The organism is Siminovitchia sp. FSL W7-1587 (genome assembly GCF_037963795.1).
Lineage (GTDB): Bacteria > Bacillota > Bacilli > Bacillales > Bacillaceae_C > Siminovitchia > Siminovitchia thermophila.
Genome location: NZ_CP150169.1, coordinates 4,329,394 through 4,344,527, shown reverse-complemented (window position 1 = coordinate 4,344,527; position 15,134 = coordinate 4,329,394). Strand labels below are relative to the sequence as shown.

17 protein-coding genes are annotated in these 15,134 nt (G+C 43.6%); all 17 read right to left on the bottom strand.

The window, feature by feature from the left end:
• Window positions 1-10: 10 nt before the first annotated feature.
• The 17 genes from argR to spoIIIAD all read right to left on the bottom strand — a co-directional run bounded on the left by argR (window position 11) and on the right by spoIIIAD (window position 15,121).
• Entirely contained in the window at window positions 11-460 is a 450-nt protein-coding gene (argR, locus tag NST31_RS20415; protein WP_077111335.1) for a transcriptional regulator ArgR, read from the bottom strand.
• Between the two features lie 108 nt (window positions 461-568).
• Complete coding sequence (locus NST31_RS20410) at window positions 569-1,396, bottom strand: TlyA family RNA methyltransferase (RefSeq protein WP_077111336.1); 828 nt, start codon at window positions 1,394-1,396, stop codon at window positions 569-571.
• Window positions 1,397-1,399: 3 nt separating this feature from the next.
• Entirely contained in the window at window positions 1,400-3,292 is a 1,893-nt protein-coding gene (dxs, locus tag NST31_RS20405) for a 1-deoxy-D-xylulose-5-phosphate synthase (RefSeq protein ID WP_077111338.1), read from the bottom strand.
• A gap of 15 nt (window positions 3,293-3,307) precedes the next feature.
• The gene (locus NST31_RS20400) at window positions 3,308-3,913 is read right to left on the bottom strand and encodes a hypothetical protein (RefSeq protein ID WP_077111339.1); all 606 of its coding nucleotides are present in this window, start codon (window positions 3,911-3,913) and stop codon (window positions 3,308-3,310) included.
• 676 nt (window positions 3,914-4,589) lie between these two features.
• Window positions 4,590-5,474 (bottom strand): polyprenyl synthetase family protein, encoded by an 885-nt coding sequence (locus NST31_RS20395; protein ID WP_236016957.1) that lies wholly within the window; start codon window positions 5,472-5,474, stop codon window positions 4,590-4,592.
• Window positions 5,471-5,701 carry an exodeoxyribonuclease VII small subunit gene (gene xseB / locus NST31_RS20390; protein ID WP_077111341.1) on the bottom strand — a complete coding sequence of 77 codons (231 nt, stop codon included), beginning with the start codon at window positions 5,699-5,701 and terminating at the stop codon, window positions 5,471-5,473. Before xseB ends, NST31_RS20395 begins: the two co-directional genes overlap by 4 nt.
• Entirely contained in the window at window positions 5,698-7,050 is a 1,353-nt protein-coding gene (gene xseA, locus NST31_RS20385; RefSeq protein WP_339162931.1) for an exodeoxyribonuclease VII large subunit, read from the bottom strand. The genes xseB and xseA overlap by 4 nt, the downstream gene beginning before the upstream one ends.
• Window positions 7,051-7,148: 98 nt before the next feature.
• Window positions 7,149-8,003 carry a bifunctional methylenetetrahydrofolate dehydrogenase/methenyltetrahydrofolate cyclohydrolase FolD gene (gene folD, locus NST31_RS20380; protein ID WP_339162928.1) on the bottom strand — a complete coding sequence of 285 codons (855 nt, stop codon included), beginning with the start codon at window positions 8,001-8,003 and terminating at the stop codon, window positions 7,149-7,151.
• Window positions 8,000-8,404, bottom strand: a complete 405-nt coding sequence (nusB, locus tag NST31_RS20375; protein ID WP_339162927.1) for a transcription antitermination factor NusB — start codon at window positions 8,402-8,404, stop codon at window positions 8,000-8,002. The genes folD and nusB overlap by 4 nt, the downstream gene beginning before the upstream one ends.
• Window positions 8,405-9,227: 823 nt before the next feature.
• On the bottom strand, window positions 9,228-9,644 hold the full coding sequence (locus tag NST31_RS20370) for an Asp23/Gls24 family envelope stress response protein (RefSeq protein ID WP_077111346.1): 417 nt from the start codon (window positions 9,642-9,644) through the stop codon (window positions 9,228-9,230).
• 15 nt (window positions 9,645-9,659) lie between these two features.
• On the bottom strand, window positions 9,660-11,015 hold the full coding sequence (accC, locus tag NST31_RS20365; protein ID WP_339162925.1) for an acetyl-CoA carboxylase biotin carboxylase subunit: 1,356 nt from the start codon (window positions 11,013-11,015) through the stop codon (window positions 9,660-9,662).
• A gap of 12 nt (window positions 11,016-11,027) precedes the next feature.
• Entirely contained in the window at window positions 11,028-11,546 is a 519-nt protein-coding gene (gene accB / locus NST31_RS20360; protein ID WP_077111349.1) for an acetyl-CoA carboxylase biotin carboxyl carrier protein, read from the bottom strand.
• Between the two features lie 163 nt (window positions 11,547-11,709).
• Window positions 11,710-12,237: a SpoIIIAH-like family protein gene (locus NST31_RS20355; protein WP_339162924.1), complete on the bottom strand. Its 528-nt coding sequence runs from the start codon at window positions 12,235-12,237 to the stop codon at window positions 11,710-11,712.
• Window positions 12,238-12,894, bottom strand: coding sequence for a stage III sporulation protein AG (gene spoIIIAG, locus NST31_RS20350; RefSeq protein WP_077111351.1), 657 nt, complete (start codon window positions 12,892-12,894; stop codon window positions 12,238-12,240). It lies immediately after the preceding gene.
• Between the two features lie 3 nt (window positions 12,895-12,897).
• Window positions 12,898-13,506, bottom strand: coding sequence for a stage III sporulation protein AF (gene spoIIIAF / locus NST31_RS20345; RefSeq protein ID WP_077111352.1), 609 nt, complete (start codon window positions 13,504-13,506; stop codon window positions 12,898-12,900).
• A gap of 13 nt (window positions 13,507-13,519) precedes the next feature.
• Window positions 13,520-14,707, bottom strand: coding sequence for a stage III sporulation protein AE (gene spoIIIAE, locus NST31_RS20340; protein ID WP_339162921.1), 1,188 nt, complete (start codon window positions 14,705-14,707; stop codon window positions 13,520-13,522).
• Window positions 14,708-14,734: 27 nt separating this feature from the next.
• Window positions 14,735-15,121 (bottom strand): stage III sporulation protein AD, encoded by a 387-nt coding sequence (spoIIIAD, locus tag NST31_RS20335; protein WP_077111354.1) that lies wholly within the window; start codon window positions 15,119-15,121, stop codon window positions 14,735-14,737.
• Window positions 15,122-15,134 lie beyond the last annotated feature (13 nt).

Genomic DNA, 15,134 nt, shown 5'->3' with positions numbered 1-15,134 from the left:
ATTCCTCCCCTTAAAGCATGTTGATAAACTTTTCATTGATTGTCTCGGCATATTCGGGTGTCCTGCAAATAATCAAACATGTGTCATCTCCGCAAATCGTCCCCATTATTTCTTCCCAATCAAGGTTATCGATCAGTGCGCCGACGGCCTGGGCATTACCCGGAAGTGTTTTTAATACTATAAAGTTTTCTGTATAATCTATTCCGATAAAAGACTCCGTCAAAGACCGCTTTAATTTCTGCAACGGATTAAACCGCTGATCGGCTGGAAGACTGTATTTATACCGGCCGTCCGGAAGGGGAACTTTCACCAGATGCAACTCTTTTATATCCCTTGATACGGTTGCCTGCGTAACATTAAAGCCTTGATTTTTCAAGTAATCGACAAGCTCGTCCTGCGTTTCAATTTCCTTTTTTCCGATCACTTCCCGGATTTTTAAATGGCGCCGTGCCTTGCTCATATTTTCCACCTCTTACCTTTACATGAAATCGCATTTTTATGCTATCCATCATTATTTAGTATTATAATTTTTCATTGAAAAAAGGGCAATCTATAACAGATTGCCCAATCATTGTGGCTTGTTCAATTGACTATGCGCCTGTTGTACAATATCCGCCGCTTCCTCGCTGGTATCGTCACTTCCTGTCTCCTTTTCACCTTCATATCGTAAATGAATGAGAAACTCAATGTTTCCTTCACCGCCGGTAATAGGAGAAAAAGCAAGGTTTTTGACATCGTAGCCTTCGGATATGGCAAACTCTTTTATTTTTATAATGACCTCTTCATGGATTTTCGCGTCTCGTATAATGCCTTTTTTACCAACCTGGTCTTTGCCTGCTTCAAACTGAGGCTTGATCAATGCGATGACATCGCTTTTGGGGACAAGTATGTTTTTTAAAACAGGCAAGATTAAGGTTAATGATATAAAAGAGACATCTATCACTGCCATTTCAGGCTTGATGGGAAATGCATCAGGCGTTACATAGCGAAAATTTGTCCTTTCCATTACAACAACACGTTCATCCTGTCTTAACTTCCACGCCAACTGATTATAACCCACATCCAAGGCATAAGACAGTCTTGCCCCGTGTTGAAGCGCACAATCCGTAAAGCCGCCCGTCGAAGCGCCAATATCCAGCAAAACTTTATCTTTCAAATTCAATTGAAACTGCTGTATAGCTTTTTCTAACTTTAAGCCGCCTCGGCTCACATAAGGAATGACATTCCCCTTAACAGTGAGGGGAATGTCAATCTCGACCTTTTCACCGGGTTTGTCCAGCCTCGTTTCGTTTGTAAATACAATTCCCGCCATAATCGCTCTTTTCGCTTTTTCCCTTGTTTCAATCAAGCCTCTTTCTACCAAGAGCAAATCAAGCCTTGTCTTCTTCACTTTCATGTCTTACGCCCTTTTTTGTTTTTTTGGCATGAGCGCCTTTATTTTCATGACAATATTTTCAGGTGTCATCCCGATTTCTTTTAGCAGTTCCTTCACATTGCCATGCTCTACAAAGCGGTCGGGCACGCCAATTCTGTCAATAAAAGCATGGCGGTATTCGTGTTCACTCGCAAACTCAAGCACCGCACTGCCAAATCCACCCTGTAATACGGCTTCCTCAATCGTCAATATCGGCATATTTCTCCGTAACAGGCCATGCAAAAGTTGTTCATCAAGCGGTTTGATAAAACGGGCGTTGACGACCTGAACGGAAATGCCTTGTTTTTCAAGCCTGTTTGCGGCGTCAAGGGCCAACGGGATGGTCGTGCCGAATGTCAGAATCGCTGCGTCTGTTCCCTGTTTTAATACTTCCCACGAACCGATTGGTATTTGTTTCAATTCAGAGTCCATTGAGACGCCATATCCGTTCCCCCGGGGAAAACGGAGAGCGATCGGCCCATCATCATATTGAATGGCTGTATTGACCATATGCTGGCCTTCATTTTCGTCTTTTGGCATCATAATGACCATGTTCGGCAGATGCCTTAAAAAAGCGATATCGAATACGCCCTGGTGTGTTTCTCCATCTGCCCCCACCAGACCGGCCCTGTCGATCCCGATAAAAACATTCAGATTTTGCCTGCTGATATCATGAAGGACCTGATCATACGCTCTTTGCAAGAAGGTAGAGTAGATCGCCAAGTACGGCTTCATTTTTTGCGTTGCCAGACCGGCAGCCATTGTTGTCGCATGCTGCTCGGCAATTCCCACATCAAACATTCGATCGGGGAATTCCTCCGCAAAACCTTCCAGCTTGGATCCGACCGGCATCGCCGGGGTAATGGCTACAATACGCTCGTCCTTGCGGGCAAGCTTTCTGACGGTTTCACTTACCAATGAGCTCCACGATGGCGGAGCATTGACTGGCTTGATTAAGTCTCCCGTATCTATTTTATATTGGCCCGTTCCGTGCCAAGTTCCGATTCTGTCATGTTCAGCGGGTTCGTACCCTTTCCCTTTTTTTGTAATCACATGCAATAAAACGGGACCCTTTGTTTTCTTGGCATATGAAATGTTTTCAAACAATGAGTCGAAGTCATGACCATCAACGGGTCCGAGATAAGTGAACCCGAGTTCTTCAAAAAACACACCTGAAACAAGCATATATTTCAGACTATCTTTTACCTTTTCCGCTGTTGCCGCCAATTTTCCGCCAACAGCCGGAATCTTTTTCAACAGGTAATCGAGTTCTTCTTTTGCCCAATGGTACTTCCCTGCCGTCCTTAGCCTTCCGAGCACGTTATGCAATGCGCCGACATTGGGGGCAATGGACATCTCGTTATCATTGAGAACAACAATCATATCCTTTTGTTCATGGCCGATATGGTTTAAAGCTTCCAAGGCCATACCGCCAGTTAGAGCCCCGTCGCCAATGACGGGAACCACAAAATTATTTGCCTTTTTGACATCGCGTGCAATGGCCATGCCCATCGCCGCCGACAAAGATGTTGAACTGTGTCCTGTTTCCCAAACATCGTGTTCGCTTTCGGACATTTTAGGAAAGCCGCACAACCCTTTATATTGGCGGAGAGTGTCAAATTGGCACGCTCTCCCCGTTAAAATCTTGTGTACATATGATTGGTGCCCGACATCCCAAATAATTTTATCTTTGGGGCTGTCAAAACATTTATGAAGGGCAATCGTCAGCTCTACTACACCTAAATTGGGACCGATATGGCCCCCTGTCCTGGATAATGTTTCTATCAGGAAACGCCGGATTTCTTCGCTAAGTTCATCTAGCTGCCATATATCAAGTTCCTTTAGAAAAGAGGGATCTTTAATTGACATGAGATCCAAACGGATCACTCACTTTCATTTCTTGGATTTTTGCTTCGGCCTTTTCTTCTTATGATCTTTGATGATTGTCAGATGGAATCTATCTTCAAGGAACTGCAAAATTTTACCCACATGGAGAATAATATCACGCGAGTATGTAATCGCAAAGGATTTTCCTAACGCCTTTCCGCCAACGGTTATAGCGGCAATAAAACTCGCTAATCCCACATTGATTGCGTATTCAACCGATGTAGCCTGAAGATGAATGGACTGGGCAATTTGAATAACGACAAGGGCAGATGCTGTTCCGCTTATAATGCCGGAAATATCTCCAATGACGTCATTGCAAAAGCTTGCCACCCTGTCCGCGTTTCTTACAATTAAAATGGAATGCTTTGCCCCGTGCACCTTTCTTGCCGCCATTGAATGAAAGGGCGTTTCATTGGCAGCAGCCGCTGCAATCCCTATCATGTCAAAAAGGATTCCTATGCATACAATTACAAGAACAACAAGAAGGCCCAAAGTCCAAGGCACTCCGATCAAAATGCCGTTTGAAGCAATTGAAAAAATAGCCGCTAACACAAAAGTGATAACGGCAATGCTTATACTCCATTTTATAGAATTTTTTATCAGATGATTCATAATATGTTTGTCATTCACCGTTTATAGGAATTAGTTTGGATGGTTATCATAAGAGTAAAGTTTACGGCTTAGGTCCAGTAGGTTTTCCCAAGCAGGTACCGCATGTCGCCATGGCGGCGGTTTCCCTTTAAGCCCGCTTTGACAGTGTCGCCAGCTGTCAGACTGGATTGCCACTCAGTCCGCACTGTAATCCCCTTATCATATCCTTTGGAACAGTCTAGGAGATTTCCTCAACAACCTTTAACCAAGTTCTTAGCCTCTTTTGCAAAGCTGATTTCATATGGACGGAAGAAAACGGGACGATGGCCAACCGTTCCGTATTCTTATAACCATAATCCCCTCAAACTTCACGCAAGGCAGGCTACGCTGCTAGTGATGCCCCACATCACATTGCAGGTCTATACTCCGCTTTTTCTCACATATAGTGACTGCGGAGCCTCCGCGGCAAAGGGTCCACGCCCACATGCCTTTGTGGATCGCCCTTAAACCTTTACTCCCAGCTCCAACCCAAGGCTGGGCGCCTCAAGCCGAAACAAGGAACTTCATCGATGTGCCCTTTAGTGAATTTTTAGGCTCACCTTCAGAACCGGTAGGATGACTAGAATACTGCACCATCCGATAATCTTAAGAAATTATAACATAATCGCTTTTTCATATCAAATGATCCAACTGATTTCTAATAAGTGCGAACCGCAATCAAGTCAGTCATTTGTTCGAGCAAGCCAGTCGACAGCTTCGTCTCCCTTAACGCCGCTTTCGCTTCATGAATATGGTACTGAAGCTGCTTTTTGGCTCCTTCCATCGTAAGTAAAGAAGGATAAGTGCTTTTTTGTCTGCCGGTGTCACTTCCCACCGGTTTCCCCAATACGTCTTCATCGCCTTCAACATCCAAAATATCATCACTTATTTGAAATCCTAGGCCAAGATGATATGAAAATTGTTGGAATGATCTGATTTGATCTTCCACGGCCCCGCCGATTGTGGCCCCGGCCAAAATGGCGAACGATAATAATTTTCCTGTTTTACGGTGGTGGATATTTTCAAGTTCATTTATTGTCAGGGATTTGTTTTCACCTTCCATATCAGCCACTTGGCCGCCTACCATTCCCTCGGGACCTGCGCATTGGGCCAGTAAGTGAATCATGCTGACCCGTGTGGCAGGATTTAAAGAAGTATCAGCGGCGATCAATTCAAAAGCATATGTAAGCAAACCGTCTCCGGCCAAAATGGCCATCGCCTCTCCATACACTTTATGATTGGTTGGCAACCCTCTCCTTAAATCATCGTTATCCATGCTTGGAAGGTCGTCATGAATTAAAGAGTAGGTATGAATCATTTCCAGGGCCAAGGCGGCGGGAAGCCCAAGTATCGGATCTTTGCCAAATGACTTAATGACAGCAAATAATAAAAGGGGCCTGATTCTTTTTCCCCCGGCTTTTAAAGAGTACGACATCGCGTCCTTCAGTTTGGGAGGAGCTTCAAGTTCCGAGATTTTCAATAACAACTGTTCGTTTAATAATTCCTTGTGCGTGTCCATAAATTGGTTCAAATCTGTGGTCAATCTTGCTCCTCCTCATGAATGTGAAACTCTTTTTCGCCTTCTTCCGTCAACACTTTCGTCAATTTTTCTTCCGCGAATTTTAATTTGTCATGGCATATTTTAGATAATGCCATCCCTTTTTGATACATTTCGAGAGCTTCTTCAAGGGGAATATCCCCTTCTTCCAATCGGACGATAATAGCCTCCAGCTCTTCGAGAGCTTGTTCAAACGTCAGTTTCTCACTCATTCTTTTGCCCCCTTTTCCTTCTCATTTATCGTACAAAACAGCTTGCCATCCACAAGCTGGATCGCCAAGTTGTCCCCCTTTTCCGATTGGTGGATGCTTTTGAGCAGCTTCCCTTCCTCTGTATAAGCTATATTAAACCCTCTTCTCAATATATTTAACGGGTTTAAAGCTGCCAATGTGGCCACTTTTCCAGAAAACTCACCAGCTTTGGATTTAAAAACAGCTTTGGATTCCAATGCAAGCCTTCGTTCGGCCCGCAAAATTCTTTCCTTTCCAGACTTCACGATTGACAGTGGATGATACCTGGAAAGTCCATTGCTTAGATCTTCGTAACGATGCTTTTTTTTGAGGAGAATATGGTTTTGGGCATGATGTAGCTTCTCTGTCAATCTGTCCAAATGAAGCCATTTTTGTTCATATATTCTTTCGGGATTTCTAAACAAATATGATTGTTCCAAATAATTCAGCTTGCTTTTTCCTGTTTTAACAATTGCCGACATGCTTTGGTATAGCCTTGTTTTGCGCTGCATTAACTGATCCAGCAAATCATTTATGTGAGGGACAGCGAGTTCTGCGGCCGCTGTCGGAGTAGCCGCCCTTACATCGGCCGCAAAATCTGCGATGGTAAAGTCCGTTTCATGGCCTACTGCTGAAATGATGGGAATATGCGAGGCCGCGATTTCCCTAGCCACAATTTCTTCATTGAAAGCCCACAATTCCTCTATAGAGCCTCCGCCACGTCCGACAATAAGTACATCGGCAATATTTTTATCATTTGCTTTTCTAATGGCGTGAGCAATGGAGCCCGAGGCATTTACGCCTTGGACCATTGCCGGAATCACGATGATTTTTCCGATTGGGTAGCGGCGTTTCAAAGTTGTGATAATATCTCTGATTGCGGCTCCAGTTGGAGATGTAATGACCCCGATCGTCTCGGGAAAAGCGGGAAGTGTTTTTTTCTTCTCCTCATGAAACAGTCCTTCTTTTTCAAGCTTTTCTTTTAATTGTTCATAAGCAAGATATAGTTCCCCTATTCCGTCCGGCTGCATTTCAGCTACATACATTTGATACTGCCCACTCATTTCATAGACAGTAACGCTCCCTTTGACAAGGACATGCATGCCGTTTTCCGGTGTGAATTTCAAGCTGGAAGCAAATCTGGAAAACATGACGGCATTAATGCGGGCGTGCTCATCTTTTAACGTAAAATACATATGACCGCTCGAATGCCTTTTAAAATTGGATATTTCTCCCTTGACGAGAATGTCCTTAAGATGTGGATCGGCATCAAACTTGCGCTTTATATATTTCGTTAGAGCTTTAATCGTTAAATATGTTGGTTTTCCCATTTTTTCTACCCCTATTTCAGCAAAAAAGCTGTCCTTATGAATGTGACAGCTTTCCGTGCAATCCATATGTTCATTTTACAATGTCTGCTTGTTGATTGCTAACGATTTAAAGTCCTTTTTGCTGATTTAACGGTATTGTACATCAACATGGTAATCGTCATCGGTCCAACGCCTCCGGGTACGGGTGTAATGAAAGCGGCTTTTTCTTTTACATCGTCAAAATCGACATCACCACATAGCTTGCCATTTTCATCCCTGTTAATCCCGACATCAATAACAACAGCTCCTTCTTTGATATAATCCGCTGTGATCATTTTAGGCTTCCCGACCGCGGCGACGAGAATATCGGCTTGATTTGTCAATGATTTCATATCTGCCGTTCTGGAATGGCAGTAAGTCACGGTGGCATTTTCCCGGAGTAAAAGCTGTCCCATCGGTTTTCCGACAATATTGCTCCGGCCGATAATGACAGCATGTTTGCCTTCCGGATCAATTCCCGTGTGCTTTAACATTTCCATTACCCCAAACGGTGTACAAGGCAGGAAAGTGTCCTGGCCAGTCATCATTCTGCCAATATTTATGGGGTGAAATCCATCGACATCTTTTTCCGGTGAAATTTTTTCGATTACCTTCATTTCTGAAATATAAGATGGGAGCGGCAGTTGTACCAAAATGCCGTGAATCGCATCATTTTCGTTCAGTTTTGTAATTTCAGCCAACAATGTTTCTTCAGGTGTATCAGAAGGCAATTCGATTAAGAGGGACTCCATGCCAATTTCTCGACAGCTTTTTTGCTTGGATTTGACATATGTTTTGGATGCAGGGTCATCCCCCACTAAAATGACTGCCAACCCTGGCTTTACGCCCTTTTCGATAAGGGCTGCCACTTCTTCTTCCAATTCGCTCCTTATTTTCTTCGATATGTCTTTTCCATTTATTGTCTTATTATTCATGTTGATTCCTCCCGCCCCAGTTTCTCTCCTTTTATTTTTGATAAAATTCCATTAATAAATTGCCCCGATTTTTCATCCCCAAATTTTTTCGCCACTTCAACGGCCTCATTAATCGCTACATTTGGAGGAACATTAGAGTACTTCAGTTCGTACGTTCCGATCCTGAGAATGTTTAAATCCACCTTTGCCAGCCTCTCAATCGACCAGCGTTCCAAGTGTCTGCTGATTTCTTTATCGATGTTCCCGATGTTTTTAACGGTACCAAATATAAGCTCCTCTAAAAATGCATCTGAGGGACTTTCATCAAGAACATGATTTAATGCTTCCTTTGTATCGGCACCGCTCATGTCGATCTGAAAGAGTGCCTGCAGCGCCTTTTCACGCGCCAATCTTCTTTTCATCTTTTTCTAAAACTCCTTTTTCAACGAATGGCCATTTTATTTATTTTTATTTTACCACAACGGGCGAAAATCAAGCCGTCTTCCATGAGAAAAAGCACAAGCTTTTCGTTTAACAACGTAAAGCTGGGACACGCCACGAAACTTCTAATAGCGGCTGTTTTTCCTGTTTTTTGCCCGCTGGTTGCTAGCTGAGCCAATCGGGCGCTTGGAAGTTGGAGCCCGATTCCTTTTCTCGTTTTACCTCGATGCCTTGAAAGGAGGCCGCCTTACTGCCAATTAAAGCGGGATAAGGCAAAATTTCTAGCAGCGGGTGATCGCTGAGTTAAAGCGGGGACGAACGAGCCAAAATAGTCTGTATTTGCTCTTCAAAATAAGCTTTGTGGGACTTTTGCGCCAAGCTGAACAAAGCTTCTACGAAAAAAAGCGATGTCGCAGGAACTTTTTTATTGCTTATCGTCATGCTCTGAACTTACTTCCTCTTAAAAGAAAACCACGCAAAAAAAGCGGGGGCTTTTTCGCGGAGAGAAGACGAAACGCTGACAATGGTTTAACGCCCATTTTCGTAGGCATAGTCATACAACAGAGGAGCTTTCCTTTTTTGTTAAAAAAGCTTGTGTTAAGGAAACCGTTGCTCGCTGTAATTGTACACGGGTAATGAATATGTTCATTGCGGCAATAAACAATGCATATTTCCTGTAAAAAATGCGACGTTTTTCAAAAGTGATGTCAGACAAAACCGAGCATTAGCCTCGTGAAAATATCGAATTATTTTTTCTATTTCCCAACAACGAAAAAGCCAAAGGGATTTCACCTCTGGCTCTTTTTATTGGTTTTGATAATCTTGTTCCGGCTCTTGTTTAGGATTGTCAAATGTCACTCCAACGATGTGAATGTTCACTTCTTCGACTTCCAGAGCAGTCATGTTCAAAAGTGCCTGCCTAATATTATCTTGAACCTTTTGAGCTACTGTCGGGATGGAAACGCCAAATTTCATCAAGCAATACACATCGACCTTTATGCCATCTTCGGCCAGTTCAACACGAATGCCTTTTCCGTGGTTTTTCTTGCCAAGTCGTTCCACTACACCAGTCGCAAAGCTGCCGCGCATTTGGGCGACCCCTTCTACTTCAGAAGCCGCAATCCCGGCAATTACCTCTATTACTTCAGGGGCAATTTCGATTTTTCCGTGAGCCTGATCATCGTCCTGATTCATTTCCAACATATTTACGTTTTCTTCCACTTGTAACACCTCCGTTTATTTTTCATTCATGATCGGATGCAGATCAAGAAACTTCGTATTGAAGTCACCGCTCACAAACGCTTCGTTTTCCAAAAGCTTTAAATGGAACGGAATGGTCGTATGAACACCTTCAATGACAAACTCTTCCAACGCCCTTTTCATTCTCGCGATGGCTTCTTCCCGGGTGGCTCCGTAAGAGATCACCTTTGCAATCATGGAATCGTAGTAAGGGGGGATCGTATAGCCCGGATATACTCCGGAATCCACCCGGACACCCATACCACCTGGAGGTAAATACATGTCAATTGTACCTGCTGAGGGCATGAAGTTTTTTTCCGGATTTTCCGCGTTAATTCGGCACTCTATCGACCACCCTTTCAACGCCACTTCTTCCTGGGTAAGCGACAGCTCATGATTGGCCGCCACATTGATTTGTTCCTTAATTAAATCAACACCCGTTACCATTTCCGTGACAGGATGCTCAACCTGTATTCTTGTATTCATTTCCATAAAGTAAAATGTATTTTCCCTATGGTCAAAAATAAACTCCACTGTTCCCGCTCCGGAATAATCAACTGCTTTTGCGGCATTGATGGCAGCCTGCCCCATCTTTTCCCTCAATTCCTGATTGAGTGCGGGGGACGGCGTTTCTTCCAGCAGCTTTTGCAGCCTGCGCTGGATTGTACAATCCCTTTCTCCCAAATGGATCACATTTCCATGATTATCAGCCATGATTTGTATTTCTACATGCCGGAAATCGGTGATATATTTTTCAATATAGACTCCTGGATTTCCAAAAGCAGTTAACGCCTCGCGTTGGGTGACTTCCATTCCCTTGATCAATTCTTCTTCGCTGTGCGCGGGCCTGATTCCTTTTCCGCCTCCGCCAGCTGTAGCCTTAATGATAACCGGGTAGCCAATTTGTTCTGCGATCTTGATCGCCTCTTCCGTGCTTTCCACAATACCTTCAGATCCGGGAACAATCGGGACGCCTGCTTCTTTCATTGTCGCGCGGGCCACATCTTTTGTTCCCATTTTTGAAATAGCTTCCGGGCTCGGGCCGATAAAAGTGATATTGCATTCACGGCATAGTTCAGCGAAGTCTGCGTTTTCCGCCAGAAATCCGTAACCGGGATGAATGGCGTCACAGCCCGTCAGTTTAGCGACACTCACCACATTTGCCGAGTTCAAGTAACTGTCTTTGGACGCCTTCGGACCAATACAATAAGCCTCATCCGCCAATTGTACATGCAATGCCTCTTTATCCGCTTCCGAGTAAACCGCTACCGTTTCTATCCCCATTTCCATACAGGCACGGATGACACGGACAGCAATTTCTCCCCTGTTGGCAATTAATACTTTCTTTATCATTTCATTCGCTCCTTACCTAGGCTTCACTAAAAACAATGGTTGGCCGTATTCTACGAGTTCACCATCTTTCACTAATATTTGTACAATTTCCCCTTCGACTTCTGCTTCAATTTCGTTGAAGAGTTTCATCGCTTCAACGATGCAGACAACGGTATTTTCATTTACACTGGATCCCACTTTTACGTAAGGTTCACTGTCAGGTGAAGGAGCCTGGTAAAACGTTCCGACCATTGGAGAAGTAATTTTATGTAAGTTGCTCTCATCGTCGGCTTCCTGAGCAGTAGCTGGCTGCACCGAGTCGGCTTCTGTTTGTGTCTGTACAGGTGCAGGCTGCACAGGTGGCGCTTCACTTGGAATAATCTGCTGTTCTGGAAGCGGTTGGACTGGTGCCTGGGATTGTGCCTCTTGTACAGTTTTATAGCCTTTTTTCTTCAACTTGATTTTTGAACCGTCATGTTCATAAACAAACTCGTCAATATCCGATTGATTTACTAACTTAATGATTTCACGTATTTCCTGTACCTTCAACATGTACGACACTCCTTCAAAGTTATGGATAGCTCTTAATATCATAATATAACAGGTGCCATAAATTCAATGAAAGACAGAAAGAAGCCGCGAACTTTTTACTGCGACAAACCAATATGTATGGAAAATAAAAAGACGGACAGGATTGATTCCCTCCGTCTTTCTATCATTTCGTCTGAAATTCTACTGTGGCTACCGTGTTCGTTCCGAGCTCTTCTCTGACCATTTGTAAAATGCGGGCCGCATCGGCTCGGGAATGTTCTTTCGCTTTTACAGTAATTAAAAATTGATCATTTTCCGCTCTGACTAAGGCATCTTCATAACCAAGTGTCTTGATTAAGCTTTCCAAGGTTTTCTCTTTTGTATCAAGTGCGGTCAGCTCGTTCATTTTTGTCACCAGCTCATTTTTCTCATCTGCAGATAAATCAGGGGATGCCACCTTGTTTGTCAAGTCGGCTATTTCTTTGCCTCTTTTATCCTGGATGTCAAGCCGGGCGGCTTCAAATGCTTCATCCCCCGCCGCTTCAGTAAGTACTTTCATGTCTTGTTTACTCGCTTCCCCTTTTTCCTCGGTGCTATTTTTAGTGGCGGCGATATCTTCCTTTGCCGGATCGGATGTTACATAATAAACAGACAATACCACTACAAGGCTCAGCATCGTCAACAACCAAACTGTTTGTTTTTTCAACAACATTTACGAATCCCCCTTTGACTTTTTCGGCATGACAGCCACTTTATGGCTGGGGACATCCAGTCCCCTTGTTACCGCCTCTACAATCCATTTTTTCACTTGCAACTTTTCAGCTCCTCCCGCCACAATCAAAACGCCCTTAATCTCAGGCTTTTTCGTCTCCGAAATAAGTGGCACTTCTTTATCACCTTCCCGAATGAGGACAAGTTCGTCTTCGGTTGACTGGTCTTCTACTTTCCTTGTTCCTCCCTCTTTATCTTCCTCTACTGTTGTTTGATTTTTCAGTGTCATGTTTTTTTCATAGACATTTTTCTTTGTAGCTTCTATATTGACAAAGACCATGACGTCATGGACTCCGACAATCTCGTTCAACACTTCCTTCATTTCGTCTTCATACTGTTTTTCCAGTAATTTGATTGTCTCCTCGGCATCTTTAGTGGAGCCGAAAGTTTCTGTATATTTCTCATTTGCTTCTTCCTCTTTTAACACGGCTGCCGGCTCATGATTTTTATCAGGTTTTGCGAGATCAGAAATGATCATCAGCGCCACACCGGCCAGAATCAGTATGGCCGCATAATAAAACTTATTATTTTTATTACGGCCATCTTTTTTATTTCCGTCAAATATGTTTTTCAACCAATCAAGAGGACCGTTTTTCATAAATTATTGGTTCCTCCCCTCGCCTGCAACTTCTATTTTTTCCGCTGGTACATCCCAATACTGTGACAGCATGGCTATCATGTCTTCTGCTGATTCCGGAAGCCGGTCTGTCGACTGTTGTTCGAGGTCAACCGTTACTTCCTGTACCTTTTTGATTTCTCCCGTCTTTGTTTCCGGTTCCAGATGAACCGTAATTTTTTGGATGTTTTCTGGCATGTCTTCCGCGCCGGGTTTGCTTTTAATATTGATGTTCGTTATGACCATTCCATATCGGTTGATCATCTCCTTCTCTACTAATTCTTTCATTTGGACAGCCATTTGCTTTAATATATATGCATCGTTTGATGATTCTATTTCTTTTTTTTTCTCTTCTGTTTTTTCTTGAAGAATGGCCCCGGTTTCATCATGAGGATCAAAAAAGGCGGCAATGAGGTCTTCCACATCAGCAGAAAATAGTTTGAAAACAGGAGTTATGACGATCGTTATAAGCAACAGCCCGGTTACGAGCTTGACATATTTCCTCATGCTCGAGTCAGGCAGAAGCATATCGACGATCATAGCAAGCATGATAAAAATGACGATATTGGTGATCCACTCTGTTAAAAATGCCAATGCCGCCCCTCCTCTACCGGATAAACATTGTAATGTTGCCGGAAGTGATAACGATGGTGATGCCCAAAAAAAACATGAAGGAGATGATTGCCAGAGAGGCAAACACGTACAACATGCTTTTGCTGATTGCGTCAAGGCATGAGATGACTGGCCCGTTGCTAATTGGCTGCAGCAACGCCGCGGCCAATTTATATATAAAGACAATCATTAAAATTTTGACTGCCGGAAATGCCGCTATGATCAAAACAATGGCCACTCCGGCAAGACCCACGGCATTTTTTAATAGCAGGCTTGCTGTTAATACAGTGTCGGCTGCATCTGTAAACATCCTGCCCACAACCGGTATAAAGTTCCCTGTTACAAATTTTGCCGTCCTGATCGCGACCCCGTCTGCAACCGCTGAAGCTGTTCCTTGCAGGGAAATAACCCCAAGCAGTACAGTCATAAAAATTCCAAGGAGACCGATGCTGATTTTTTTTAACAATCCCGCCAGTTGTGTAACTTTATATTGCTCATTCAGCGAACTGGCAATCTGCAGAATTAACGCCAACAATAAAAGCGGAAGAACGATATTTTTGACAAGCAAGCCGCTTGTATTGATTAAAAAAACCAATAATGGATGAAATAAAGCAGATGAAGTGACGCCTCCAGACGAAGCAATTAAACCAAGAACAAGTGGAATCAGCGCAAAAATAAATTGAGTCATGGAATCTATCGCCCCAATGGCATAATCGACTGCCACCCGGAAGCTGTTCAAGGCCAATATGATGAGCACCATGAAAATAACAGAGTAGGCGACTTTTGATACAGCACTTTTTTCAAATGCGTGGTGAAGCGATTGGAGAAACGCGCTAAAAATCGTTAACAATAACAGTGTCCCAAGCAGCTTCCCATTCATCGTCAGCTCTTGAAACGCAAATGCAACTATCCCCGTGAACCACCCTTTGATCGAAAAGGACTTGTCCCCCTGCAAAAACTCGATAAGGGTTCCCCTCTGGCTTTCGGGCAAATATCCGCCATATTCGTCCATAATCTGTTCCCAGTGGCTTTTCAAATCATCCAGCCCAAGTGTCTCCATTTGTTCTCTTACGATATTTGATAATATATCGTTGCTTTTTGGATCCTCGTCTTGGGCCTGGGAAACGGCTGGTCCCGAAAATAAAAAAATGCAAAAGAAAGAAATCAGTAGTGTTCGCCGCATCCTTTTCACCCCGATTGGAACAGATTTTTATCTGACTGGCAATAAGTTGATCACAGTGTCTATTAATACAGTCAAAATGGGTACGGCCATCGCCAATATGAGAATTTTTCCGGCAAGTTCCACCTTCGCTGCCATGGCTCCCATTCCGGCGTCCTTGCTAATATGGGCGGCAAATTCGGCTAAATACGCAATGCCGATAATTTTTAAGATTGTTTTGACATAAACGGTATTGACGTTTGCGCTGGCAGCCAAATGTTCAATCAGCATAATAATGTTGTAGATTTGGTCTGCCAAATATAAAAAGATAGAACAGCCCGTAAACAGGATCAGCAGAAAAGCGAAAGTGGGCTTCTGTTCTTTAATAATCAAGGCAAGAAAAGTAGCAATCAGGGCGAGGCCAGCTATTTGCAGCATTGCGATGGCTTTC